This window comes from Blastococcus sp. TF02-09 (assembly GCF_003319105.1).
GTDB lineage: Bacteria > Actinomycetota > Actinomycetes > Mycobacteriales > Geodermatophilaceae > Blastococcus.
The window spans coordinates 149141-171883 of record NZ_QOHH01000002.1; the positions used below are offsets into that span (position 1 = coordinate 149141).

A 22743-nucleotide genomic window follows, 5' to 3' on the forward strand; every position below is an offset into this window, starting at 1 on the left:
CGCGACCTCGCGAGTGGTCGGGAGGAGGTGGTCCTTCTGCACGGGTGCACAGTCTGCTCCCTCCCCGTGTGTGACCTGCGCCGGGGAGACCCCGCTCACGCCGTGATGCGGTCCAGCACCAGGGGCAGGGGTGTGTCACCGGTGTCGACGGCGACGGCGCCCTCCAGCGCCTCCAGGGCCCGCGGGATGCGGGCGGGGTCGTCGGTGTGCAGCTCGAGCAGCGGCTGGCCCGCGGTCACCTGCTCCCCCACGCCCGCGGTCCACAGCACGCCGGCGGCGGCGGACACCGGGTCCTCCTTGCGGGCCCGCCCGGCACCCAGGCGCCAGGCGGCCACCCCGAGCGCGTAGGCGTCCAGCCGGGTGAGCGTGCCGGTCGCCGGCGCCGTCACCACGTGCGTCTCGGCCGGCTTGGGCAGGGCCGCGTCCGGGTCGCCGCCCTGCGCGGCGATCATCCGCCGCCACACGTCCATGGCCCGGCCGTCGGCGAGGGCCTCGGCCGGGTCGACGTCGGGGCGCCCGGCGCCGGCGAGCATCTCGCGGGCCAGCGCCAGGGTGAGCTCCACGACGTCGGCCGGGCCGCCGCCGGCCAGCACCTCCACCGACTCGGCGACCTCGACGGCGTTGCCCGCGGCGCGGCCGAGGGGCCGGTCCATCGCCGTCACCAGGGCCACGGTGCGCACGCCGGCCGCCTCGCCGAGGCCGACCATGGTGCGGGCCAGCTCGCGGGAGGCGTCGGGGTCCTTCATGAACGCACCCGAGCCGGTCTTCACGTCCAGCACCAGGGCGTCGGCACCCTCGGCGATCTTCTTGCTCATGATCGAGCTGGCGATCAGCGGGATCGACTCCACCGTGCCGGTGACGTCGCGCAGCGCGTAGAGCAGCTTGTCCGCCGGGGCGAGGTCCTCCCCCGCCGCGCAGATGACCGCACCCACGTCGCGCAGCTGGGCCAGGTAGGCCTCCTCGCCGACGTCGGCGCGCCAGCCGGGGATCGCCTCGAGCTTGTCCAGCGTGCCGCCGGTGTGGCCCAGGCCCCGCCCGGACAGCTGCGGCACCGCGACACCGCAGGCGGCGACCAGCGGCGCGAGCGGCAGCGTGATCTTGTCGCCGACCCCGCCGGTGGAGTGCTTGTCCGCGGTGGGGCGCCCCAGCGCGGAGAGGTCCTTGCGCTGCCCGGAGTCGATCATCGACTGCGTCCAGACGGCGAGCTCCGCGGCGGTCATGCCGCGGAAGAACACCGCCATCAGCAGCGCGCTCATCTGCTCGTCGGGCACCTGCCGGCGCGTGTAGGCGTCGATGACCCAGCGGATCTGGTCGGCGGTGAGCTCGCCGCCGTCCCGCTTGGTGCGGATGACGTCGATCGCGTCGTGGTCGGCCATCAGCGCTGCCCCCGCTCCGCCGCGGCCACCAGGTCGTCCGGGCCGAAGGCGTCGGGCAGCACCTCGCGCATCGGGACGATCCCCAGGGACACCGTCTCGATGAGCAGCTCGGCACCCCCGAACTCCCACAGCAGCTGGCGGCAGCGGCCGCACGGCATGAGCGGCTGCCCGTCCCCGCCGACGCAGGCCACCGCGATCAGCCGGCCACCGCCCGAGCGCGCGAGATCGCTGACCATGCCGCACTCGGCGCACAGGCTCAGGCCGTAAGAGGCGTTCTCGACGTTGCAGCCGGTGACCAGCCGGCCGTCGTCCACCAGCCCGGCGACGCCGACCGGGAAGCGCGAGTACGGCGCGTAGGCACGGGTCATCGCCTCGCGGGCGGCCGTGCGCAGGACGTCCCAGTCGATCTCCACCTAGTGCTCCCCCCGCCGGTAGACCAGGCCGTCCGCCTTGGGCATCCGCAACCGCTGGGAGGCCAGCGACAGCACCAGCAGCGTGATCAGGTGCGGCGTGAACGACACGATGCCCTCGGGCAGCTCGCCGATGGTGAGGAAGCCGACCAGGCTCAGCGCCGCGAAGCCGGCGGCCAGCACCGCCTGCAGGTACTTGCCGCGCACGGTCTGGAGCACCGCCACGACCAGCAGCAGCACGGCCAGCAGGAGCAGCAGCGCGACGACGGCGGTGCGGCTGCGCAGCTGCAGACCGTCGGCGAACCCGAACAGGCCCGCGCCGGCGGCCAGCCCACCGGGCCGCCAGTTGCCGAAGATCAGCGCGGCCAGGCCGATGAAGCCGCGCCCACCGGTCTGCCCCTCCTTGAAGATGTTGGCGACGAAGACCAGCGCCACGCCCCCGAGCCCGGCCAGGCCCCCGGAGATGAGCACCGCGATGTACTTCATCCGGTAGACGGGCACGCCGAGGGAGTCCGCGGCCGCCGGGTTCTCCCCGCACGCGCGCAGCCGCAGACCGAACGCCGTCCGCCACAGCACCAGGTAGCTGATCGGCACCAGCAGGATCGCGACCAGGGTGAGGACACCGACCCCGCTGGTCACGCCCCGGAGCAGCCCGGCGACGTCGGAGACGAGGAACCACTGCCGGTCGGCGAGGTCGCCGAGCAGGTCGGGCCCGTCGGAGAGCACCGGGAGCGAGAAGCTCGGCGGCCGGCTGGACAGCGCGGGCGACTGCGTCACACCGCCACCGGCCTTGTTGTCGACGTAGACGAGCTCGGAGAGGAACCGCACGATGCCGCCGGCGAGGATGTTGATCGCCACACCGGAGACGACGTGGTCGACGCCGAAGGTGACGGTGGCGACCGCGTGCAGCAGCCCGCCGGCCGCACCGAACAGCACCCCGCCGACGATGGCGCCGGCCCAGCCCCACTGGTAACCGGCCCACCCGGCGCCCCAGGTGCCCAGGATCATCATGCCCTCGAGGCCGATGTTCACCACGCCCGCGCGCTCGGAGAACAGCCCGCCGAGGGCGGCCAGCCCGATCGGCACCGCCAGCAGCAGCGCGGTCGCGAACGTCGAGGACGACGTCAGCGCCTGCTCGCCCGAGACGGTCCGGACGACCGAGACCAGCAGCATCAGGCCGACGACGATCCAGGCGGCGCGACGGGCGGGCCCACCACCCATGAGCAGGTCGGTGAGCGGGCCGCGGCTCGCAGCCGGGCGGTTGGTCGTCGTCGTGGTCGCGGCGCTCATGCTCCGGCCCCCTGGGGCTCGTCGATGCGGCTGCCGGCCGTGCCGGTCGGGTTCGGGGACGGACTCTCGGGGGCGGGCGGACCACCCTGGCCGGTGTCGCGCTCGGCCCGGCGGCGGGTGAGCTGCCGGGCGATCTCGTTGGCGACGACGACGGCCAGCACGATCGTGCCCTGGATGATCGTCACCACCGAGGCCGGGATGTCGGCGAACTGCAGCGGCACCGCGGCCCGGTCGAGGAACGCGAACAGCAGCGCGGCGAACGCGATGCCGACGGGCGAGTTCCGGCCCAGCAGGGCCACGGCGATGCCGAGGAAACCCAGTCCGGCGGTGAACTCGGTGCCGAAGTGGTGGGTGCGGCCCATCAGGTCGGGCAGCCCGATCAGGCCCGCGACGGCGCCGGAGATCAGCATCGTCTTGAGCACCATGCCGCGGGCGTCGATGCCGCTGGCGGTGGCGGCCGAGGGCGAGAGCCCGGTGGCCCGCAGGTCGAAGCCGAAGCGGGTGCGCTTGAGCAGCACCGCGATCGCGATGCCGACGACGATCGCGACGAGCAGGAAGCCGTAGAGCTCACCACGCGGCTGGGCGAGGCCCACGACGTCGAACAGGCCGTTGATGGCGGGGAACCGGCCGGACTCCGGCAGGTCCTCCGTCGTGATGATCGCCGCGCCCTCCTCGCTCCCCCGGAGCGGGCCGGTGAGCAGCCACGACGCGATGCCCAGCGCGATGAAGTTCAGCATGATCGAGCTGATCACCTCGCTCACGCCGCGGGTGACCTTGAGGATGGCGACGATCGAGGCCCACAGCGCACCGACCGCCATCGCCACCACGATGATCAGCAGGACGTGCAGCGGCGCGGGCAGCGCCACCGCGGCGCCCGCGCCGGCGGCCAGCACGGTGGCCATCCGGTACTGGCCCTCGACGCCGATGTTGAACAGCCCCATGCGGAAAGCGACCGACACGGCGAGGCCGGCCAGGAACAACGGCACCGCCCGGTTGAGGATCACCACGATCGACTGGGTCTGCTGCGCCGGGGTGTCGCCGAAGTCGAACAGCACCCGGAGCGCGGTCGAGGGGTTCTCGCCGATCAGCAGGATGACCAGCGCGGTGATGACCACGGCGAAGACGACCGCGATCGCCGGCGCCAGCAGCGCGGAGCCGACCCGGCGGACGGCGGTCACGCGGCGCTCCCCGAGCCGTCGTGGGCGCCGGTCATGTGCCCGCCGAGCTCCTCGGGCGTGAGCGACGCCGGGTCCAGCTCGGCCACCAGCCGGCCGCGCAGCATGACCTGCAGCGTGTCGGACAGACCGATCAGCTCGTCCAGGTCGGCCGAGATCAACAGGATCCCCATCCCTTCGGCGCGGGCGTCCTTGAGCAGTTCCCAGATCGCCGCCTGCGCGCCCACGTCGACCCCGCGGGTCGGGTGGGCGGCGATCAGCAGGCGGGGGCCGGAGCTCATCTCGCGCCCGACGATGAGCTTCTGCTGGTTGCCGCCGGACAGGGCGACGGCGAGGGCGTCGACACCGGGCGCGCGGACGTCGTACTCGCGCATGATCCGCTCGGTGTCGGTGCGGGCCCCGGAGCGGTCGATGAACACGCCCTTGACCGCCGGCGGGCGGGTCTGGTGGCCGAGGATGCGGTTCTCCCACAGGGGCGCGTCGAGCAGCATCCCCTGGCGGTGCCGGTCCTCCGGGATGAAGCCGACGCCGGCCTCGCGGCGGCTGCGGGTGCTCCACGCGGAGATGTCGTCGCCGCCGAGCGAGATCGTGCCCCCGGCGAGCGGCCGCAGCCCCATGATCGCGTCGACGAGCTCGGCCTGCCCGTTCCCCTCGACGCCGGCGATGCCCACGACCTCGCCCTCGCGGACGGTGAGGGTGGCGCCGTCCACGGCCGGGCGGCCGGTGAGCGAGGCGACGGTGACCCCGCGCAGCTCCAGCACCGGCGTCTCCCGCACGGTCGAGGTGCGGGTCTGCGGCGAGGGCAGCTCCGAGCCGACCATCATCTCGGCCAGCTGGCGCGCCGTCGTCGTCCTCGGGTCGGCGCTGCCGACGGTGGTGCCGCGGCGGATCACGGTGATCGAGTCGGCCACCTTGCGCACCTCGTCGAGCTTGTGCGAGATGAAGATGACGGTGAGGCCCTCGCGCTTGAGCTCGGCGAGGTTGCCGAACAGCTCGTCGACCTCCTGCGGGACCAGGACGGCGGTGGGCTCGTCCAGGATCAGCGTCGTCGCCCCGCGGTAGAGCACCTTGGCGATCTCGACGCGCTGCCGGTCGCCCACCCCGAGGTCCTCAACGAGCACGTCGGGGTCGAGGTTGAGGGCGTACCGCGAGAAGATCTCCCGGATGCGGCGCCGGGCCTCGGCGCGGTCCAGCCGGCCGCCGGACGTGGGCTCGCTGCCCAGGACGATGCTCTCCAGGACGGTGAAGTAGTCGGCCAGCATGAAGTGCTGGTGCACCATGCCGATGCCTGCGGCGATCGCGTCGGCCGGGCTGCGCAGCGTCGTCTCGCGGCCGTCGAGCAGGATCGTGCCCTCGTCGGGGCGGTGCATGCCGTAGAGCGTCTTCATCAGCGTCGACTTGCCGGCGCCGTTCTCGCCCACGATGGCGTGCACCTCGCCGCGGCGGACCCGCAGCTCGATGTCGCGGTTGGCGACCACGCCGGGGAAGCGCTTGGTGATGCCGCGCAGCTCGACGGCGTACGGGGCGTCGCCGTTCGCGGCAGCGGCGGGGTGCGCGCCGGCTGGTGCCTCGGCCATGGGTGGGCCTCTCTCTCCGGTGCGTCCGCCGGTGGGCGGACCTCGGCTGGTGCTGTCCGGATGATCCCGCACGCCGTGGGCGGCCGGTCGGGCAACCCTCATGGCGACGGCGGGCCCGGGCGTGTGCGCCCGGGCCCGCCGTGGGACCGCCGTGAGCGCGGGCCCGCCGTTCGCGGGCCCGCGCCTGGATCACGGGGTGGTCGGGACCTCGACGTCGCCGTCGATGATCTGCTGACGGAAGTCGGCGATGACGTCCTGGATGTCGTCGATGTAGCCGCCGGACTCCGACAGGCCGACACCCTCCGTGGAGAGGTCGTTGAGGATGTCCGTGCCCGACTCGAGGCTGTCGTCGGCGAAGGAGTTGAGGTAGTCCTCCACCGCCAGGTCGACCCGCTTGAGCATGGACGTCATGATCACGCCCTGCTGGTCGGGCGAGGCGCTCAGGTACTGGTCGGAGTCGACGCCGATGGCGCGCTGACCGGCCTCGACGGCCGCCTCGAAGACGCCCTCACCGGAACCGCCGGCGGCGTGGAACACGATGTCCGCACCGGCCTGGTACATGCCCTGCGCCGCGACCTTGCCGCCCTCGGGGTCACCGAAGCCGGAGCCGTCGCCGGCCGGGGAGAGGTAGGTGACGTCGACGACGATGTCGGGCTTGACCGCCTCGGCACCGGCGACGTAGCCGGCCTCGAACTTCTCGATCAGCGGGCTCTGCTGGCCGCCGACGAAGCCGATGTGGCCGGTCACGCTCTTCGACGCGGCGGCAACGCCGGCCAGGAAGCTGCCCTGCTCCTCGGCGAAGATCAGCCCGGTCAGGTTGTCCACGCCCAGGTCCTCGACCGAGGTGTCGACGATCGCGAACTGGGTGTCGGGGTAGTCCGCGGCGATGTCGGCGATGATGTCGCCGTACGCGAAGCCCACCGCGATGACCGGGTTGAAGTCCGCCTCGGCCAGCTGGGTGAGCAGCTCCTCGCGGTTCGAGTCGTCCTCGTTGGGCGAGAGCTCCTCGATGTCCTCGTCGACGTCGCCGCCGAGGCTCTGCACGGCCGCCTCGACGCCGGCGATGGCCGAGTCATTGAAGGACTTGTCGCCGCGACCGCCGGTGTCGTAGGCGACACCCACCTTCAGGTCGCCGCCGCCGTTCCCGCCGTTCGAGCCGCTGTCGCCGCCGTCCTCGTCGCTGGCGCACGCCGACAGGGCCAGGCCGCCGGCCAGCAGCAGTGCCGCCGTCTTCGTCATCCGCGCTCGGCGCAAGACGATCTCCTCTCTGGGGGGACCCGGCCGCCCGGAGGCGGCTGGTCCCGATGGGTTGCTTGCCCGTGCCGCCGGCCGGGCGCAGGAGCGCACCGCCGCGACACGACGCAGAACGCTAACCGCGGGGCCGCGGACCTCCACCGGCCGCGAGGAGGACTGAGACCCGATCGTTGCGAAGGACCCGGCGTTCGGCGACGGAGGTCACGTGCGGCCCACGGAGGCGGCCCGGCCCCTACCGTGCGGCGCATGGGACTCGCGCGGGCGGCACGGGGAGCGGTGGCGGGGCTGCTGGCGGCCAGTCTCGTCCTGCTCCCCGTGGCGTCGACGGCGGCCGCGGGCACCCCGGCCACCGGCTCGACGACGAGACCGACGGCGGACCTGTCCGCCCCGACCCCGACCGCTCCCCCCGCCGAGCGGCCCCCGCAGGGCAGCGCGCACGACGGCAGCACCGTGGGCGGCGACGACCTGGACACCCGCGGGCTCGTGGTGGCGGACGACGCGCCGCCCCTGCCCGCCGGGCTGGCCGCCTCGGGGTGGCTGGTGGCCGACGCGGGCTCCGGGGCCGTCCTCGCCGCGCGCGACCCGCACGGCCGCTACTACCCGGCGAGCACGCTGAAGACGCTGACGCTGCTGACCCTGGCCCACCGCCTGGACCCGGCGCAGGTCGTCGTCGGCACCCCCGAGGACGAGCAGGTGGAGGGCAGCCGGGTCGGCCTGGTCGCCGGCGGCAGCTACCCCGTCGGCTTCCTGTTCCAGGCGCTGGTCCTGCAGTCGGGCAACGACGCGGCCACCGCGCTGGCCCGCGCCGCGGGCGGCACCGAGGCGGTGGTCGACGCCATGACCGCGACGGCGGAGGCGCTCGGCGCCTACGACACCGTGGTCGGCGGGCCCTCCGGCCTCGACGTCGCCGGGCAGTCGTCCTCGCCCTACGACCTGGCGCTGATCTTCCGCGCCCTGGTTGCCGACCCGGTCACCGCCGCGGTGCTGACCACACCCACGGCGCAGGTGCCCGAGGTCCCCGGCCGGGCGCCGGGCTTCCAGATCCAGAACCAGAACCCGCTGGCGGGCTATCCCGGCACGCTCGGCGGGAAGACCGGCTTCACCGACGCCGCCCGGCACGCCTTCGTCACCGCCGCCGAGCGGGACGGCCGCCGGTTGGTGGTGAGCGTGCTCGACACCGAGAATCAGCCGCTGCGGGCCGCCGACCAGGCCGCGCTGCTGCTCGACTGGGGGTTCACCGTGCCGCCGGGCAGCAAGGGCGTGGGCCGGCTGGTGACGCCCGCCGACCTCGTCGCCGAACCCTCGCAGGCGGCTCCCCGCACGACCCCCCGCACGACCTCGCGCGCGGTCGAGCCGGCGGCGACGGCGGCGTCGACCGGGGACGACGCGTCGCCGGTCGTGGGCGTGGCGCTGGCGGTGGCCGCCGTCGTCGTGGTCGTGGCCACCGTGGTGGGCCGGCGGCGGGCGGTGCGCCGGGTGCCCCCGCCGCGCCGCGCCGTCAGCGAGGAGGACCGGTGAGCGGGTACTCGCGGGCGACGGCCCAGGCCCCGTCCGCTGTCTGCTCGAACTCGGTGAAGTGCTCCACCCGGAACTCGGCCGAGAGGTCGGCCAGCCCGCTGTAGGCCAGGTCGAGCATGTCCGGGGGCACGTCGTGGGCCACGGTGACGTGCGGGTGGTACGGATAGGCCAGCGGCCGGTCCAGCGGGCCGCGGCGGACGTCGGTGGCGAGCAGCTCGCAGTCGCCGATCCCGCGGGCCACGGTCACGAAGACCACGTCGGACACCGGGCTGAAGGTGCCCGTGCCCGCCAGGTGCATGGCGAAGGCCGGGTGCGCCCGCGCGACCTCGGCCAGGTGCTCGGCCACCGCCGCGCGGTCGGCGACCGGCACCTCGGTGGGCGGCAGCAGGGTGACGTGCGGGGGCACGAGCCGGGCCTGGGGGTCGCCCACCTTGGTGCGCCAGTCGACGAGCAGCTGGGCCCACGGCTCCGGGATCGCGACGACGACGCCGATGACCGCGGTCTCCGGCGGGGACGGCCGCCGGCTCACGAAGGTGTCGTCGTTCACGCCGGCGCTCCGGGTGCGGCGGCCGGGGACAGGAAGCCGACGCGGTCGTAGACCTCGGCGACGGTCCGGGCCGCGACCTCGCGCGCGCGGGCGGCACCGTCGGCCAGGATCCGCTCGAGCTCGGCAGGGTCGTCGAGCAGCTCGGTCGTGCGCTCCCGAACCGGCGTCACGAAGTCGGTGACGACCTCGGCGAGCTCCTTCTTCAGGTCGCCGTAACCCCGGCCGGCGAAGTGCTCCTCCAGCTCGGCGATGCCGCGGCCGGACAGGGCGCTGTGGATGGTGAGCAGGTTCGTCACCCCGGGCTTGTTCGCCGCGTCGGCGACGACCTCCCGGCCGGTGTCGGTGACCGCGGACCGGATCTTCTTCGCCGAGACCTTCGGGTCGTCGAGCAGGAAGACGCAGCCGGCCGGCGGGAGGCTCTTGCTCATCTTCTTCTCCGGCGTCTGCAGGTCCATGACCCGTGCGCCGGCCTCGGGGATGAAACCGGAGGGCACCGTGAACGTCGGCCCGAAGCGGTTGTTGAAGCGGGTGGCGAGGTCACGGGTCAGCTCCAGGTGCTGACGCTGATCGTCACCGACCGGCACCTGGTCGGCCTGGTAGATCAGGATGTCCGCCGCCATGAGCACGGGATAGGTGAAGAGCCCGACGGAGGAACCGTCGGCGCCCTCCCGCTGGCTCTTGTCCTTGAACTGCGTCATCCGGCTCGCCTCGCCGAAGCGGGCGATGCACTCGAGGACCCAGGAGAGCTGCAGGTGCTCGGGCACCTGGCTCTGCACGAACAGCGTGCTGCGGGCGGGGTCGACGCCGAGGGCCAGCAGCTGCGCGGCGGAGACCAGGGTCCGCCGGCGCAGCACCTCGGGGTCCCAGTCCATCGTGATGGCGTGCAGGTCGACCACGCAGTAGAACGCGTCGTGGTCGTCCTGCAGGCTCACCCACTGCCGCACCGCACCCAGGTAGTTGCCGAGGTGGAAGGAGTCCGCCGTCGGCTGGATGCCCGACAGCACACGGGGAAGAGGCACGTCCGCCATCAAACCAGCCGGAGGTTCAACGGGGCGGGGCACCGTCGCGCACGGCGTCCAGCGCGGCCAGGAAGACGTCGTCCTCGTCCGGCGCACCGACCGTGACCCGCACCCCCTCGCCGGCGAACGGGCGGGTGATGACCGCCCGCGCCTCGAGGGCCGCGGCGAGCTCCGCGGCCTGCTCCCCCACCGGCAGCCAGACGAAGTTGGCCTGGCTGTCGGCGACGTCCAGCCCGCGCTCGCGCAGGGCGGCGGTGAGCCGCGACCGCTCGGCCGCGACCGCGGCGCAGCGCCGGCGCACCTCGTCCTCGCAGGTCAGCGCCGCGACGGCGGCAACCTGGGCGAGCATCGAGACGCTGAACGGCACGTGCGTCTTCCGGACGGCCTCGGCGACGGCGGGGTCCTCGGCGACGAGGTAGCCGACGCGCAGCCCCGCCAGGCCCCAGGCCTTGGAGAAGGTCCGCAGCACGGCGACGTTGGGGCGGCCGCGCATGAGCTCGATGCCGTCGGGGACGTCGGGGTCGGTGACGAACTCGCGGTAGGCCTCGTCCAGCACCACCAGGGTCGTGGCGGGGACCGCGTCCAGGAAGCGCTCGAGCTCCGCGCGCCGGACCGCCGTCCCGGTGGGGTTGTTCGGGTTGCACACGAAGACCAGGCGGGTGGTGTCGTCGATCGCGGCCAGCAGCCCGTCGAGGTCGTGGGTGTCCGCCGGGCCGCCGTCACGACCGGGGACCAGCGGCACCTGGATGGCCCGCGCGCCCGCCACCCGGGCGAGCAGCGGGTACATCTCGAACGAGCGCCAGGCGAACGCGATGCTCGTGCCGGGCTCGGTGTAGGCCTGTGCGAGCTCCTGGCACAGCGTCACCGCACCGCCGCCGGTGGCGATCTGCTCCGGGTCCACCCCGTAGTGCTGTGCCAGCGCCGCGGTGAGCACGACCGCCCCGTTGTCCGGGTAGCGGTTGGTCTCGCCGGCCGCGGCGGCCACGGCCTGGACGACGGCGGGCAGGGGCGGGAAGGCGACCTCGTTGCTCGCCAGCTTGACCGCGCGGTCGACGCCGATCTCGCGGGCGAGGTCCGCCGGGTTGCGCCCGGGCCGGTACGCCGGCAGGGCCTGCACGGCCGGGCGTGGGCTCACCACGGGTCGTCGCCTCCTCGTCCGCCTAGGGTGGCGGCATGCGTGTCCTCGTCGCCGGTGGTGCCGGCTACATCGGCAGCGTAGTGACCGCTGCCCTCCTGTCCGACGGCCACGAGGTCATCGTGCTCGACGACCTCTCCACCGGGCACGCCGACGCCGTCCCGTCGGGGGCCACGCTGGCGAAGGTCTCGCTGCACGACTCGGCTCCGGTGCTCGCCGACGTCCGCCCCGACGCGGTGCTGCACTTCGCGGCCAAGTCGCTGGTGGGCGTCTCCCAGCGGCAGCCGGAGGACTACTGGTCGACCAACGTCGGCGGGTCGCTGGCGCTGCTCGAGGCGATGCGCGCCGTGGACTGCCGCCGCATCGTCTTCTCCTCGACCGCGGCCACCTACGGCGAGCCCGACCAGGTGCCCATCCGCGAGGACGCACCGACCCGGCCCACCAACACCTACGGCGCCTCGAAGCTCGCCGTGGACCACATGCTGACCTCCTACGCGGTGGCGCACGGGTTCGCGGCGGTGAGCCTGCGCTACTTCAACGTCGGCGGCGCGGCCTACGGCCTGGGCGAGCGGCACGCCACCGAGACCCACCTCATCCCGCTCGCGCTGCAGGTGGCGGCCGGGCAGCGCGAGGCGCTGACCGTGTACGGCCGCGACTACCCGACCCCGGACGGCACCTGCATCCGCGACTACGTGCACGTCGAGGACCTCTCCGACGCGCACCTGCTGGCGCTGCCGGCCGCCGCCCCCGGCGAGCACCGCATCTACAACCTCGGCAACGGCACCGGCTTCTCCGTGCAGGAGGTGGTGGACGCCGCCCGCGAGGTGACCGGGCACGCCATCCCCACCGTCGACGGCGAGCGGCGGGCCGGCGACCCGGCGCAGCTGGTGGCCTCCAGCGACCGGATCCGGGCCGACCTGGGCTGGGCGCCGGAGCACACGGACCTGGTCGGCATCGTCCGGGACGCCTGGGCCGTCGCCCGGGCCCGCTAACCGGCCGCCGAGGTCCCGTCGTCGTCCGCGGGGGCCGGGGGCGGCGGCTCGACCCGCAGCCGGGCGATCCGCCGACCGTCGAGCTCGACGACGGTGATCGTCCGTCCCTCCACCTCGACGGCGTCGCCCACCTCGGGCAGCCGGCCCAGGCTCGCGAGCACGTAGCCCGCAGCGGTCTCGTACGGGCCGTCCGGCAGCTGCAGCCCGGTCGCCTCGGCGAAGTCGTCCAGGTTGAGCAGCCCGTCGACCTCCCGCGGGGCGTCCGGCGACTGACGGGCCTCGGGCGCGACCTCGGCGTCGTACTCGTCGTAGATCTCGCCGATGACCTCCTCGATGAGGTCCTCCAGCGTGACGATCCCGTCGGTGCCGCCGTACTCGTCGACCACGATCGCCAGGTGCTGGTTCTCCCGCCGCATCTCGCTCAGCGCGGTGAGCACCCCGGCGGTGCCCGGCAGGCGCTTCACCTCGCGGGCGAGGTCGCCCACGGTGGCGGCCCGGCCGGCGGGGTGGTTGGGGAAGAACAGGTCGCGGACGTGCACGAACCCGACGACGTCGTCCTGGTCGCGGCCGGCCACGGGGAAGCGGGACCAGTTGGAGTCCGCGACCTGCTTGGCCGCGCGACTGGTGGTCATCGAGGCGTCGAGGAAGGCGACCTCGGTGCGCGGCGTCATGACCTCGCGGACCTCGCGCTCGCCGGCGCGGAACACCTCGTCGATCAGCCGCCGCTCGTCGCTGCTGAGCGACTCGTGCGCCGCCACCAGGTCGCGCAGCTCCTCCTGGCTGATCGACTCGCCGCTCTGCGTCGGGTCACCGCCGAACAGCCGCACCAGGGCGTTCGTGGACTTCGAGAGCAGCCAGATGATGGGCCGGGAGAGCTTGGCGATGGCGTTGAGCGGAGCAGCCACCAGCAGCGCGAAACCCTCGGCGCGCTGGAGGGCCAGCCGCTTCGGCGTGAGCTCGCCGGCGACCAGGGAGACGTAGCTGATCGCGATGGTGACCAGCACCAGCGCGAGGGTGCCCGAGAGCCCGGCGGACACGCCGCGGCCCTCGAGCCAGTCGGCGAAGGGCTCGGACAGCGTGCTCGCACCGAACGCGGCGGAGAAGAAGCCGGCGAACGTCACGCCGACCTGCACGGCGGCCAGGAACTGGTTCGGGTCGCTGAGCAGCTTCTGCACCGCCTGACCGCGACGGCCGTTCTCGGCCATGCCGCGGACCTGCGACTCCCGCAGCGAGACCAGGGCGATCTCCGCTCCCGCGAACACGCCGCCGATCAGGATGAAGACGACGACCATGACGATGCTGAGCCAGACGTCGCTCACCGGCGGCGTACTCCTCGGGGATCGGGGGCGGTGCGGGCCTCCATGGTGCCTGCTGGACGACGCCGCCCGGAGGGGACCGTCCAGTCGCCGGACGCAGCGACACCGGGTGACCTGCCTCTCGAGGACTGTCGGTGCCCTTGCGCTCACGGTTAGTCTCGACTCGATAACGAATCGTGATCTTCCCCGGGGAGTCCCGTGCGCCATCGCCCCACCGGCCCGTCGTCGTCCGCACGCCACGCGGCCGAGGCCCGCACCGCCCGTCGCCCGCGCCGCGGCCGGTGGGTGCGCGGCCTCGGGGTGGCGGGTGTGGTGACCGGCTTCGTGCTCGCAGCGCCCGTGGTCTCGGGGCATGCTCCGCCGTCGGCCGACGAGGCGTCCGGGGACGAACTCGTGGTGATGGGGCTCGACGGCGCCCCGACCTCCGCGACCTTCGCCAGTGCCGCGGCGACGCTGGCGATGGACGCCGACGGCACGGTGCGGGTCGAGAAGAGGGCGAGCCGGGGTGAGCGCGCGGTGCCTCCGGTGGCTGCTGCTGCTCCCGCGCCCTCGTCGTCGTCCGCGCCCCCGTCGTCGTCGTCCGCCCCTGCGCCTGCGCCGGCGCCGGTCGAGATGCCGGTCGAGGCCCCGCCGCCGTCGGCCGTCGTCCCGGAGCCGGCGGCGCCGGAGCGGGCCGCCGAGGCACCCGCCGGTCCGGTGCCGGCGACCACCGCGGCGCCGCAGGCCGCGCTGCCCGCCGCCCCCGCTCCCCCGCCGCCGGCCGCCGTCCCTGCGGGGTCGGACCGGGCCGGTCAGGTGCTGGCGCTGGTGAACCAGGAGCGCGCGGCCGCCGGCTGCCGACCCCTGGCGGCCGACGCCCGCCTGGCCGACGTCGCCGCCGCGCACAGCGCCGACATGCGGGACCGCGGCTTCTTCGACCACGTGAACCTCGCCGGGCTGAGCCCCTTCGACCGGGCCGAGGCAGCGGGCGTGTCGGCGCGGGCGGAGAACATCGCCCGGGGGCAGGGCGACGCGGCGGCGGTCATGGCCTCGTGGATGGGCAGCCCGGGGCACCGCTCGAACATCCTCGACTGCAGCCTGACTCGGCTCGGGGTGGGCATCGCCGACGGCGGCGGCGGCCCCTGGTGGACCCAGCTCTTCGCCTGACCCCCGCCACGTTCGGCAAGATCAACGCCCGTCGGACGCCCTGTTCGTCAGTGCATGAGGGCGCTCAGCGGGCGTTGATCTCCGCGAGGCGGCCGGCCCGCAGTGCCCGGAGGCGCGCGAGCAGGTCCTCGGGGTGGCAGAGGTCATCGGCCGTCACGTGCAGCACGACCCATCCGGCAGCGACGAGGCGGTTGACCCGCCGCCGGTCGTCCAGGAAGGCGCGGCGATCCGCGTGCCAGAGGCCGTCGTACTCAACCGCGATGCGCAGCTCCGGGTAGGCGAGATCGACGCGCGCCACGAAGCCCTCGGCGTCGAAGACCCGGAACTGCGGCACCGGCGTCGGCAGACCGGCTCGGACGAGGACGAGTCGCAGACGCGTCTCCTGGGGTGAGTCGGCGAACTCGACGGCGAGGTCCGCGACCCGTCGTGCCTGCGCACTGCCCCGCGCCCGGGGAAGGTCCGCCACGGCGTCCCGGACGTCGTCCAGCCGCACCATGCCGCCGGCGAGCAGTCGGTCCAGCAGCACCACGGCGTCGTCCTCGGGGCCTCGTCGCACCAGTCCGACCGTCGTGGCCACTCGATCGGTGCACTCCCACCGCCCGACCCGTTCCAGTCGAACAGCGCGGGATGCGCGGTGCACGCGCACACCGGCGCCGGGATGCCACCGCTGACCGCTGGGGAGGACCACCTCGACGGGATCGAGCGGGCCGGCGACGTCGGCCGCGCCCCAGAGCACCGCCGCGCTCAGGCCCGTGAAGCCGGCACCCGCCGGGAGCACCAGCCCGACCGCGCTGATCAGCAGCCGGTGGGTGACCTCCAGCGCGGCGTCGGCGTAGACGTCCTGACGCAGCCGGCGCCAGGCCGGGCTCCGCAGCTGCTTGCGTGTCAGCAGCCCCCGCTGCACGACGTCGGATCCGAGGAACACCCGTCCACGGAGCTGTTCGGGCCGGGCAGCGCGGATGGGCACCCGGACACGGTGCCCGCACCGAGGGGCACCCCGCTGGCGTCGTCCACAGGGGCGAGAACGCGTCAGGGGCCCTCTCGACCGGATCGAGAGGGCCCCTGACGGGCGTTGATCAACCGGAGGCGGATCGCCTACCTCAGGCCATGGCCTTCTGGAGGTTGCCGTCGATGGCGGCCAGGAAGTCCTGGGTCGTCAGCCACGGGCTGTCCTTGGAGATGAGCAGCGCGAGGTCCTTGGTCATCTGACCGCTCTCGACGGTGTCGATGCAGACGCGCTCCAGGGTCTCCGCGAAGCGGGTGACCTCGGGGGTGCCGTCCAGCTTGCCGCGGTGCGCGAGGCCCCGGGTCCAGGCGAAGATCGACGCGATCGGGTTGGTCGAGGTCTCCTTGCCCTGCTGGTGCTGCCGGTAGTGGCGGGTCACCGTGCCGTGGGCGGCCTCGGCCTCGACGGTCTTGCCGTCCGGGGTCGCGAGCACCGAGGTCATGAGGCCGAGCGAGCCGAAGCCCTGGGCCACGGTGTCGGACTGCACGTCGCCGTCGTAGTTCTTGCACGCCCAGACGTAGCCGCCCTCCCACTTGAGCGAGGCGGCGACCATGTCGTCGATCAGCCGGTGCTCGTAGGTGATGCCGGCGGCGTCGAACTTGTCCTTGAACTCGGACTCGAAGACCTCCTCGAAGATGTCCTTGAACCGGCCGTCATAGGCCTTGAGGATCGTGTTCTTCGTGGAGAGGTAGACCGGGTAGTTACGGTCCAGGCCGTAGTTCATCGAGGCGCGCGCGAAGTCGCGGATCGAGTCGTCCAGGTTGTACATCGACAGCGAGACGCCGGCGCCCGGGGCCTGGAAGACCTCGTGCTCGATCGGCTCGGAGCCGTCGGACGGCGTGAAGGTCACCGTCAGGGTGCCCGCCGAGGGGAACTTGAAGTCGGTGGCGCGGTACTGGTCACCGAAGGCGTGGCGGCCGACGATGATCGGCTTGGTCCAGCCCGGCACCAGGCGCGGCACGTTCTGCATGATGATCGGCTCGCGGAAGATGACGCCGCCGAGGATGTTGCGGATCGTCCCGTTCGGGGAGCGCCACATCTTCTTCAGGCCGAACTCCTCGACCCGCGCCTCGTCCGGCGTGATCGTCGCGCACTTGACGCCCACGCCGTGCTTCTTGATGGCGTTGGCGGAGTCGATCGTGACCTGGTCGTCGGTCGCGTCGCGGTTCTCGATGCCGAGGTCGTAGTACTCCAGGTTGACATCGAGGTAGGGCAGGATCAGCTGGTCCTTGATGAACTGCCAGATGATCCGGGTCATCTCGTCGCCGTCGAGCTCGACGACGGTGCCCTCGACCTTGATCTTGCTCACGTGCTCTCCTTGCATCACGGCCCCGCTGCAGGGCCCCACCGCGGGAGTGCCAGCGGTGGGGGCAGCGGGGTCCTATTTCAGAGGTCGGCTATGTCAGCCTGCTTGGCGCGCACGGCCTCGGCTGCGTCGCGCAGCGCGGCCAGCTCGCTCTCGGAGAGGTCGCCCTCGACGACCTTCCGCACTCCTTCTCGGCCGATCTCGGCCTCCACCCCCAGGTAGACACCGCTGATCCCGTACTCGCCGTCGACCCACGCGCACACCGGCATGACCTCGCCGGAGTCCTCCATGACCGCGCGAGCCATGCGGGCCGCGGCGGCCGACGGCGCGAAGTACGCCGAGCCGGTCTTGAGCAGGGCCACGACCTCGGCACCGCCGTTGCGGGTGCGGTCGACGAGGTGGTCGATGCGGTCGGCGGCGAGCACCTCGGTCAGCGGCTTGCCGTCGACGGTGCACCGGGACGGCACGGGCACCATCGTGTCGCCGTGCGAGCCGAGGGTCAGGGTGCGCACCGAGGAGACGGGGACGCCGGCCTCCTCGGCCACGAAGTTGGTGAAGCGCGCGGTGTCGAGCATCCCGGCCTGGCCCATGACCCGGTGCTTCGGGAAGCCGCTGGCCAGCTGGGCGAGCGCGGTCATCTCGTCCAGCGGGTTGGACACCACGATCAGGACGGCGTCCAGCGAGGCAGCGGCGACCTTCTCGGCGACCTCGCGGACGATCGACGCGTTGGTCTCGATGAGGTCCATCCGGCTCATGCCCGGCTTGCGCGGCACACCCGCGGTGATGACGACGACGTCGGAGTTCTCGGTGCCCTCGTAGGACCCGCCCCCGACGCCGACCACCCGGGTCTCGAAGCCCTCGATCGGCCGCGACTGGTTCATGTCGAGGGCCAGACCCTCGGGCTTGCCCTCGACGATGTCGGTGAGGACGACGGTCTCGAAGATGTCGTACTCAGCGAGACGGAGCGCAGTCGTGGAGCCGTAGAAGCCGGCACCCACCACGGTGACCTTGCCGTTCCGAGGCTTGTCTGCCATGGCCGCCAACCTAGCGTCGCGCAGGCCGTCGCGCCTCAGCGGGTTGCGCGTCAGTTCTCGAGTCCCGGGATCGCCAGGGAGATGGTCGTGAGCGCCACGCCGGCGGCCACGAGCAGGAACACGTCCACCGGCCGGCTGCGGACGGCGAGGAAGCCGACCCGGCGCTCCGGCAGGAACAGCCGCAGCAGCGCGGCCCCCACGAGGGCCAGGCCCATGACCGTCAGCCCCTTGCGCCAGTGCTCGAGGGCGACCAGCGCCAGCCCGACCGCGACTCCGGCCAGCACCGCCAGCAGGGGCAGCTGGCGGACCAGCCCGGCGACGAACGGGCGCCGGACGTACAGCGGCGGCCGACCCCCGTTCACGCCGTGAGCGCCTCGCGGGCAGCGGCCTGCTCGGCGGCCAGGACCACGTTCTGCAGAAGCATCGCGCGGGTCATCGGGCCGACGCCGCCGGGGTTGGGGGCCACGAACCCGGCCACCTCGAGGACGTCCGGAGCGACGTCGCCGGCGATCTTCCCGTCCACCCGGCTGACCCCCACGTCGAGGACGGCGGCACCGGGCTTGACCAGGTCGGCGGTGATCAGCCCCGGGACGCCGGCCGCGGCCACCACGATGTCCGCCGAGCGCACGTGCGCGGCCAGATCCCGGGTGCCGGTGTGGCACAGGGTCACCGTCGCGTTCTCCGTGCGGCGCGTCAGGAGCAGCCCGAGCGGACGGCCGACGGTGATGCCGCGGCCGACGACCACGACCTCGGCGCCGGCGATCGGCACCTCGTAGCGGCGCAGCAGCTCGATGATGCCGACCGGGGTGCACGGCAGGGCGCCGGGGACGTTGAGCACCAACCGGCCGAGGTTGACCGGATGCAGACCGTCGGCGTCCTTGGCCGGGTCCATCGCCTCGAGGACGACGCTCTCGTCGATGCCGGCGGGCAGCGGCAGCTGCACGATGTAGCCGGTGCACGCGGGGTCGGCGTTGAGCTCCTCGACGACGGCGAGGACGTCGGCGAGCGTGGCGGTGGCCGGCAGCTCCCGCTGGATGCTGGCGATGCCGACCTGCGCGCAGTCGGAGTGCTTGGCGTTGACGTACCAGCGGCTGCCGGGGTCGTCACCCACCAGCAGCGTGCCGAGCCCGGGGCGGTGACCGGCGTCGGCGAGCGCGGCCACCCGTCCGGTCAGTTCCGAGCGGATCGCCGCCGCCGTCGCCTTGCCGTCCAGGATCGTCGCGGGCACGCGGACAGTGTGCCCGAGGTTCTCGCGCGCCGGTCGGCGCGGTCCTACCCTCGCGTCGTGGCGGGCTCCTCCTCGCCCGCCCCGGCCGAAGGTGCGCGATGACCGAACGCGAGCAGAGCCCCCTCGACTGGTCCATGGAGCCCGACCCCCCGCCCGGAGGAACGGCCCCGATCTACTCCTCCGAGCCGGTCGCGCGACGCGGCCCCGAGAGCCTCGGTGGGCTGCTGCTCCTCCTCGCGGGCGTCGCCGCCGCGGTCAGCCTCGTGCTCGAGTGGCTGGCCGACCGCGACGACACCGGCTGGGACCTGGTGCGCGCGGGGTTCGAGGACCTGGACGCGATCATCGACACCGGCCTGTGGCAACCGATCGCGATCGTCCTGGGCGGCGGCGTCCTGCTGCTGCTCGGGATCGCGATGTGGCTCCCGGCGCGGTCGCACCGCCTCCTCGGCCTGCTCGGGCTGGTCGTGAGCGGGCTGGTCGTGTGGGCGGTGGTCGTGCCGCTGTCCGACGCCGAGTGGGAGCTCGACTTCTTCGGCGCGGGCTTCTGGTGCGCGATCGCCGTCGCGGTCCTCGGTGTCCTCGGCAGCCTCAAGGCCCTGCTCACCGGGAGGCGTTACCGCTAGTCGGCGACGAGCGCACCGTGGGCGCGGGCGACCTGCACCGCCTGCACGAGGTCCAGCCGGACGCCGGTCAGCTCGAAGGACCGCCAGTTGACCTCCTGCATCGACGCACCCCGCAGGTCGGTGCCGCGGAGCTTGGTGCCCTGCAGCCGGGCCCGGTCGAGGTCGGCGCCGGTCAGGTCGCACTCGCGCAGGTCGGCGTCGCCGAGGTCGGCCTCGCGCAGCCGCTGGCCCGACAGGTCCAGCCCGGACAGGTCGGCGCCGCGCAGGTTGACGTAGCTCCAGTCGCAGTCGGTCGACGTCATGGGCCGCAGGTGCGCCCCGGGGAAGTGCGAGCCGGTGAGCTTGCAGCCCGCCCAGGTGACGTCGCGGAGGGTGGCCCGGTCGAACCGGCACGACAGGAACGCCGTCCCGGTGTGCCGCGACCCGCTGAGCCGCACCCCGGTGAGGAGACAGTGGTCGAACACGCACCGGCGGGTGACGAGCTCCTCCAGCGAGGCGTCGTCGAACCGGCAGCGGACGAAGGTGACGCCGTCGAGCTCGGCACCCCACCAGTCGACCCGCGCGAAGTCCTCGCCCTCGACGACCGCTCCGGCCTCCGGCGGGCCGACGTGCGGGCGCGGTCCCGCCATCAGTGCGCGAAGTGGCGCGTACCGGTCAGGTAGAGCGGCACGCCCGCGGCGGCGGCCGCCGCGACGACCTCCTCGTCCCGCACCGACCCGCCCGGCTGGACGACGGCGCGCACGCCGGCGTCGAGCAGCACCTGCAGCCCGTCGGCGAAGGGGAAGAACGCGTCGGAGGCCGCGACCGAGCCGGTAGCCCGCTCCCCCGCCCGCGAGACCGCCAGCCGCGCGGAGTCCACGCGGTTCACCTGGCCCATGCCCACGCCGACGGTCGCCCGGTCGTGCGCCAGCAGGATCGCGTTGCTCTTCACCGCCCGCACCGCGCGCCAGGCGAAGACCAGGTCGTCGAGGCCCGCGGCGTCCAGGGGCTCGCCGGTGGCCAGCGTCCAGGTCGTCGGGTCGTCGCCCGGGGCGTCGATCCGGTCGGTCGCCTGCAGGAGCAGGCCGCCGCTGATCGGCCGCAGCTCCGCGGCCGCGCCCGGCAGGTGCGGCAGGCGGAGCAGCCGGATGTTCTTCTTGCCGGTCAGCACCTGCACCGCGTCGTCGGTGAACGACGGGGCGACGACGACCTCGGTGAACACCTCGGCCACCTGCTCGGCCATGGTCAGGTCGATCTCCCGGTTGGCCGCGATGACCCCGCCGAACGCCGAGAGCGGGTCGCAGGCGTGCGCCTTGCGGTGCGCGGCGGCGATGTCGGGGCCGACGGCGATGCCGCAGGGGTTGGCGTGCTTGATGATCGCCACGCACGGGTCGGCGTGGTCGTGCGCGGCCCGCCAGGCGGCGTCGGTGTCGACGTAGTTGTTGTAGGACATGGCCTTGCCGTGCAGCTGCTCGGCGTGCGCGAGCCCCGGCGTCAGGCCTCGGTACAGCGCCGCGCCCTGGTGCGGGTTCTCGCCGTAGCGGAGCACGTCGGCCCGCTCCCAGCTGGCGGCGACCCACTCCGGGAAGTTCGTCTCCGGATCGGGCGCCAGCACGCTGCCCATCCAGGAGGCGACGGCGATGTCGTAGGACGCGGTGTGCCGGAAGGCGGCCACCGCGAGCCGCTGCCGCTCGGCGAGGGTGAACCCGCCCTCCCCCACCGCGGCCAGGACGTCGCCGTAGCGCGCAGGGTCGACGACGACGGCGACCGACGGGTGGTTCTTCGCCGCGGCCCGCACCATGGCCGGCCCGCCGATGTCGATCTGCTCGACGCACTCGTCGGGCGAGGCGCCGGAGGCCACCGTCTCGGTGAACGGGTAGAGGTTGACCACGACGAGGTCGAAGGCGGCGATGCCGAGCTCGTCGAGCTGGGCGACGTGCTCGGGCTTGCGGCGGTCGGCCAGGATGCCGGCGTGCACCGCGGGGTGCAGCGTCTTGACCCGCCCGTCCAGGCACTCCGGGAAGCCGGTCACCTGCTCGACCGGCGTGACCGGGATGCCGGCGTCGGCGATCCGGCGCGCGGTCGCACCGGTGCTGACCAGCTCCACCCCGGCACCGGCCAGCCCGCGGGCCAGCTCCTCGATGCCGGTCTTGTCGTACACGCCCAGCAGGGCGCGGCGGATCGGGCTGCGGTCGCTCATCGGGAGCTCTCGTCCTCTCGTTCGGTGGCCGCGAGCCGGGCCACCGTCTCCACCAGGAGCTCGCGCTCCACGGCCTTGATGCGTTCGTGCAGTCGGGGTTCGTCGTCGTCGGGCAGGACCGGCACCTCGCGCTGGACGAGCACCGGCCCGGTGTCCACGCCGGCGTCGACCAGGTGCACCGTCGACCCGGTCACGGTCGCACCGGCGGCCAGGGCGTCGCGCACCGCGTGGGCGCCCGGGAAGGCGGGCAGCAGCGCCGGGTGGGTGTTGATCAGCCGCCCGCCGAACGCGTCGAGCACCGCCGGCCCGACGATCTTCATGAAGCCGGCGGACACGACCAGGTCGGGGGCGAAGGCGCCGATCGCGTCGGCCAGCGCGCGGTCCCAGGCGGACCGGTCCGGGTGGTCCCGCAGGGCGCACACGAACGTGGGGATGCCCCGGCGGCGGGCGTGCTCGAGCCCGGCGGCGTCCCGGTCGGCTCCCACGGCGACGACCTCGGCGGGGTAGTCCGGGTCCTCCGCCGCGTCGAGCAGCGCGGCGCACAGCGAGCCGGTGCCGGAGAGGAGGACCACGACCCTCGCCCGCGACGTCGATCGCCCGGGGCCGCCCACC

Annotated in this window: 22 protein-coding genes; 4 read left to right on the forward strand and 18 right to left on the reverse strand. The window is 73.7% G+C overall.

Going from position 1 to position 22743, the window contains the following annotated elements; genetic code table 11:
* Nucleotides 1–95 precede the first annotated feature (95 nt).
* The 6 genes from DQ239_RS03120 to DQ239_RS03145 all read right to left on the reverse strand — a co-directional run bounded on the left by DQ239_RS03120 (nt 96) and on the right by DQ239_RS03145 (nt 7067).
* Nucleotides 96–1376, reverse strand: coding sequence for a thymidine phosphorylase (locus tag DQ239_RS03120; protein WP_113832812.1), 1281 nt, complete (start codon nt 1374–1376; stop codon nt 96–98).
* Nucleotides 1376–1789, reverse strand: a complete 414-nt coding sequence (locus DQ239_RS03125) for a cytidine deaminase (protein WP_113832813.1) — start codon at nt 1787–1789, stop codon at nt 1376–1378. Before DQ239_RS03125 ends, DQ239_RS03120 begins: the two co-directional genes overlap by 1 nt.
* Nucleotides 1790–3076: an ABC transporter permease gene (locus DQ239_RS03130; protein WP_113832814.1), complete on the reverse strand. Its 1287-nt coding sequence runs from the start codon at nt 3074–3076 to the stop codon at nt 1790–1792.
* A complete protein-coding gene (locus DQ239_RS03135; RefSeq protein ID WP_113832815.1) occupies nt 3073–4254 on the reverse strand; it encodes an ABC transporter permease in 1182 nt (393 codons plus the stop codon). The genes DQ239_RS03130 and DQ239_RS03135 overlap by 4 nt, the downstream gene beginning before the upstream one ends.
* The gene (locus DQ239_RS03140) at nt 4251–5828 is read right to left on the reverse strand and encodes an ABC transporter ATP-binding protein (protein WP_113832816.1); all 1578 of its coding nucleotides are present in this window, start codon (nt 5826–5828) and stop codon (nt 4251–4253) included. The genes DQ239_RS03135 and DQ239_RS03140 overlap by 4 nt, the downstream gene beginning before the upstream one ends.
* Nucleotides 5829–6017: 189 nt before the next feature.
* On the reverse strand, nt 6018–7067 hold the full coding sequence (locus tag DQ239_RS03145) for a BMP family ABC transporter substrate-binding protein (RefSeq protein WP_113832817.1): 1050 nt from the start codon (nt 7065–7067) through the stop codon (nt 6018–6020).
* Between the two features lie 261 nt (nt 7068–7328).
* On the opposite strand from DQ239_RS03145, the gene DQ239_RS03150 reads away from it, so the two are divergent.
* Nucleotides 7329–8600: a serine hydrolase gene (locus tag DQ239_RS03150; RefSeq protein WP_113832818.1), complete on the forward strand. Its 1272-nt coding sequence runs from the start codon at nt 7329–7331 to the stop codon at nt 8598–8600.
* Here DQ239_RS03150 and DQ239_RS03155 read toward each other — a convergent pair.
* The 3 genes from DQ239_RS03155 to hisC are packed head-to-tail and all read right to left on the reverse strand — an operon-like array spanning nt 8581 to nt 11304.
* Complete coding sequence (locus tag DQ239_RS03155; protein WP_113832819.1) at nt 8581–9147, reverse strand: 2'-5' RNA ligase family protein; 567 nt, start codon at nt 9145–9147, stop codon at nt 8581–8583. The genes DQ239_RS03150 and DQ239_RS03155 overlap by 20 nt on opposite strands.
* A complete protein-coding gene (gene trpS / locus DQ239_RS03160; RefSeq protein ID WP_113832820.1) occupies nt 9144–10175 on the reverse strand; it encodes a tryptophan--tRNA ligase in 1032 nt (343 codons plus the stop codon). The genes DQ239_RS03155 and trpS overlap by 4 nt, the downstream gene beginning before the upstream one ends.
* A 16-nt stretch (nt 10176–10191) precedes the next feature.
* Nucleotides 10192–11304, reverse strand: a complete 1113-nt coding sequence (hisC, locus tag DQ239_RS03165) for a histidinol-phosphate transaminase (RefSeq protein ID WP_113832821.1) — start codon at nt 11302–11304, stop codon at nt 10192–10194.
* A 35-nt stretch (nt 11305–11339) separates the two neighbouring features.
* Here hisC and galE point away from each other — a divergent pair, with 35 nt between their 5' ends.
* On the forward strand, nt 11340–12293 hold the full coding sequence (gene galE, locus DQ239_RS03170; protein WP_113832822.1) for a UDP-glucose 4-epimerase GalE: 954 nt from the start codon (nt 11340–11342) through the stop codon (nt 12291–12293).
* Here galE and DQ239_RS03175 read toward each other — a convergent pair.
* Nucleotides 12290–13612 (reverse strand): hemolysin family protein, encoded by a 1323-nt coding sequence (locus tag DQ239_RS03175; RefSeq protein ID WP_113832823.1) that lies wholly within the window; start codon nt 13610–13612, stop codon nt 12290–12292. The genes galE and DQ239_RS03175 overlap by 4 nt on opposite strands.
* A gap of 195 nt (nt 13613–13807) precedes the next feature.
* Between DQ239_RS03175 and DQ239_RS20800 the strand changes: the two genes are divergently transcribed.
* Complete coding sequence (locus tag DQ239_RS20800) at nt 13808–14755, forward strand: CAP domain-containing protein (protein ID WP_113832824.1); 948 nt, start codon at nt 13808–13810, stop codon at nt 14753–14755.
* Between the two features lie 64 nt (nt 14756–14819).
* On the opposite strand, the gene DQ239_RS03185 is transcribed toward DQ239_RS20800, so the two are convergent.
* From DQ239_RS03185 to DQ239_RS03205, 5 genes are all read right to left on the reverse strand, one after another.
* Nucleotides 14820–15722 (reverse strand): hypothetical protein, encoded by a 903-nt coding sequence (locus DQ239_RS03185; RefSeq protein ID WP_233488693.1) that lies wholly within the window; start codon nt 15720–15722, stop codon nt 14820–14822.
* Nucleotides 15723–15855: 133 nt separating this feature from the next.
* Nucleotides 15856–17070, reverse strand: a complete 1215-nt coding sequence (locus DQ239_RS03190; protein WP_113832826.1) for an NADP-dependent isocitrate dehydrogenase — start codon at nt 17068–17070, stop codon at nt 15856–15858.
* Between the two features lie 77 nt (nt 17071–17147).
* Entirely contained in the window at nt 17148–18101 is a 954-nt protein-coding gene (gene mdh, locus DQ239_RS03195) for a malate dehydrogenase (RefSeq protein ID WP_113832827.1), read from the reverse strand.
* Nucleotides 18102–18151: 50 nt separating this feature from the next.
* Nucleotides 18152–18463, reverse strand: a complete 312-nt coding sequence (locus DQ239_RS03200; RefSeq protein ID WP_113832828.1) for a DUF3017 domain-containing protein — start codon at nt 18461–18463, stop codon at nt 18152–18154.
* The gene (locus DQ239_RS03205) at nt 18460–19329 is read right to left on the reverse strand and encodes a bifunctional methylenetetrahydrofolate dehydrogenase/methenyltetrahydrofolate cyclohydrolase (RefSeq protein ID WP_113832829.1); all 870 of its coding nucleotides are present in this window, start codon (nt 19327–19329) and stop codon (nt 18460–18462) included. The genes DQ239_RS03200 and DQ239_RS03205 overlap by 4 nt, the downstream gene beginning before the upstream one ends.
* A gap of 98 nt (nt 19330–19427) precedes the next feature.
* Between DQ239_RS03205 and DQ239_RS03210 the strand changes: the two genes are divergently transcribed.
* Nucleotides 19428–19952 (forward strand): hypothetical protein, encoded by a 525-nt coding sequence (locus DQ239_RS03210; RefSeq protein ID WP_233488694.1) that lies wholly within the window; start codon nt 19428–19430, stop codon nt 19950–19952.
* Here the strand turns inward: DQ239_RS03210 and DQ239_RS21255 are convergent.
* Genes DQ239_RS21255 through purN form a run of 3 tightly spaced genes read right to left on the reverse strand, consistent with a single transcriptional unit; the run spans nt 19949 to nt 22703 of the window.
* A complete protein-coding gene (locus DQ239_RS21255; protein ID WP_113832830.1) occupies nt 19949–20581 on the reverse strand; it encodes a pentapeptide repeat-containing protein in 633 nt (210 codons plus the stop codon). The two genes, DQ239_RS03210 and DQ239_RS21255, sit on opposite strands and share 4 nt — an antisense overlap.
* Complete coding sequence (purH, locus tag DQ239_RS03220; protein ID WP_113832831.1) at nt 20581–22131, reverse strand: bifunctional phosphoribosylaminoimidazolecarboxamide formyltransferase/IMP cyclohydrolase; 1551 nt, start codon at nt 22129–22131, stop codon at nt 20581–20583. The genes DQ239_RS21255 and purH overlap by 1 nt, the downstream gene beginning before the upstream one ends.
* Entirely contained in the window at nt 22128–22703 is a 576-nt protein-coding gene (gene purN, locus DQ239_RS03225; protein ID WP_199582550.1) for a phosphoribosylglycinamide formyltransferase, read from the reverse strand. The genes purH and purN overlap by 4 nt, the downstream gene beginning before the upstream one ends.
* Nucleotides 22704–22743 lie beyond the last annotated feature (40 nt).

Coding starts and splice junctions, on each gene's coding strand:
- DQ239_RS03120 (WP_113832812.1), bottom strand. CDS start 1,376: ATGGCCGACCACGACGCGATCGACGTCATCCGCACCAAGCGGGACGGC.
- DQ239_RS03130 (WP_113832814.1), bottom strand. CDS start 3,076: ATGAGCGCCGCGACCACGACGACGACCAACCGCCCGGCTGCGAGCCGC.
- DQ239_RS03140 (WP_113832816.1), bottom strand. CDS start 5,828: ATGGCCGAGGCACCAGCCGGCGCGCACCCCGCCGCTGCCGCGAACGGC.
- DQ239_RS03145 (WP_113832817.1), bottom strand. CDS start 7,067: ATGACGAAGACGGCGGCACTGCTGCTGGCCGGCGGCCTGGCCCTGTCG.
- DQ239_RS03150 (WP_113832818.1), top strand. CDS start 7,329: ATGGGACTCGCGCGGGCGGCACGGGGAGCGGTGGCGGGGCTGCTGGCG.
- trpS (WP_113832820.1), bottom strand. CDS start 10,175: ATGGCGGACGTGCCTCTTCCCCGTGTGCTGTCGGGCATCCAGCCGACG.
- galE (WP_113832822.1), top strand. CDS start 11,340: ATGCGTGTCCTCGTCGCCGGTGGTGCCGGCTACATCGGCAGCGTAGTG.
- mdh (WP_113832827.1), bottom strand. CDS start 18,101: ATGGCAGACAAGCCTCGGAACGGCAAGGTCACCGTGGTGGGTGCCGGC.
- DQ239_RS03210 (WP_233488694.1), top strand. CDS start 19,428: ATGACCGAACGCGAGCAGAGCCCCCTCGACTGGTCCATGGAGCCCGAC.
- DQ239_RS21255 (WP_113832830.1), bottom strand. CDS start 20,581: ATGGCGGGACCGCGCCCGCACGTCGGCCCGCCGGAGGCCGGAGCGGTC.
- purH (WP_113832831.1), bottom strand. CDS start 22,131: ATGAGCGACCGCAGCCCGATCCGCCGCGCCCTGCTGGGCGTGTACGAC.